The 1,493-nt window shown below is 69.0% G+C and carries 1 protein-coding gene; it reads left to right on the top strand.

All coding sequences use genetic code 11. From position 1 onward, the window contains the following. The first annotated feature begins 243 nt into the window (after positions 1–243). Positions 244–1,467: an IS110 family transposase gene (locus tag V5E28_RS48955; RefSeq protein WP_442946022.1), complete on the top strand. Its 1,224-nt coding sequence runs from the start codon at positions 244–246 to the stop codon at positions 1,465–1,467. The last annotated feature ends 26 nt before the right edge of the window (positions 1,468–1,493 follow it).

Here is a 1,493-nt window from a genome sequence, read left to right as displayed (position 1 = left end):
CCTAATCAGTTCTGGGAGTAAGCCATCCGGCAGACTCCTGTGGTAGCCGCTGACAGGTGAGCACTCTGTGTTCCTGGACCTTGAGTCCTGAGGAAAGACCGTGCCCCTGCCGGTCGGCCGGGAGAGTTGATCGCTGATGGGATGTCGTGCCCGCCCGCGTGGGCGTGAGCACTGCTTGATTAGGTCGCTGATGGTTCTCCCGCAGGCTGCGCAAGGTGATCGGCATCGAGAACGGGAGGACCGTTGCGACTGTTCGTGGGAGACGACTGGGCCGAAGACCACCACGATGTGGAGGTGATGGACACCTCCGGCCGCCGCCTGGCCAAGGCCCGGCTGCCCGAGGGCGTGGCCGGGATGACCCGGCTGCACGCGATCATCGGTGAGCTGGCCGGCGAGGACGCCGACGAGATCGAAGTACTGGTGGGCATCGAGACCGATCGGGGCCCATGGGTGCGGGCGCTGGTCGCCGCCGGATACACCGTGCTGGCGGTCAACCCGCTGCAGGCCGCCCGGTTCCGGGACCGGCTCGGCGTCTCGGGAGCCAAGAGCGACGCCGGCGACGCCCATGTGCTGGCCGACATGGCCCGCACCCACTCCCACGAGCTGCGCCCGGTGGCCGGGGATTCCGCCCAGGCCGAGGCCGTCAAGGTCGTGGCCCGCACGCACAAGACGCTGATCTGGGAGCGGACCCGGCATACCCAGCGGCTGCGGCACGCGCTGCGCGACTACTTCCCCGCCGCGCTGGAGGCGTTCGAGGACCTGGACGCCGCCGACACGCTGGAGCTGCTGGCCAAGGCGCCCACCCCGACGCGGGCCGCCCGGCTGACGATCGGGCAGATCAGCGCCGCGCTCAAGCGCGCCCGCCGCAAGAACACCGCCGTCAAGGCCGCTGTGATCCAGGCCGCCCTGCGCGCCGAACACCTGGGCCAGCCCGAGGTGGTGGCCGACGCCTACGCCGCCTCCATCCAGGCACTGATCGCCATCCTGGAGGTGCTCAACACTCAGATCAAGACCTTGCAAGGGCAGGTCGAGGCGCATTTTGGCGGACACCCGGCCGCTAAGATCATCCGTTCCCAGCCCGGGCTGGGAACGGTTCTCGGCGCCCGGGTGCTCGCGGAGTTCGGTGACGACCCCACCCGGTACGCCACCGCCAAAGCTCGCAAAAACTACGCCGGGACCTCCCCGATTACCCGCGCGTCCGGCAAGAAGAAGGTCGCCCTGGCCCGGTTCATCCACAACGACCGGCTCATCGACGCCCTGCTCACCCAGGCGTTCAGCGCCCTGAGGCTCTCGCCCGGCGCGCGCGCCTACTACGACCGGCAACGCACCCGCGGCTGCGGCCACAACGCCGCCTTGCGCCAACTCGCCAACCGACTCGTCGGCATCCTGCACGGATGCCTCAAAACCGGCACGCTCTACGACGAGGCGACCGCCTGGTCGCATCACGCCGAATCGCTCGCGGCTTGACATCTAAGCTCCTGGGATGTCTTTCC

Origin of the sequence: Nonomuraea sp. LPB2021202275-12-8, assembly GCF_037044575.1 — a bacterium.
GTDB lineage: Bacteria > Actinomycetota > Actinomycetes > Streptosporangiales > Streptosporangiaceae > Nonomuraea.
This window is presented reverse-complemented; position numbering and strand designations above follow the sequence as displayed.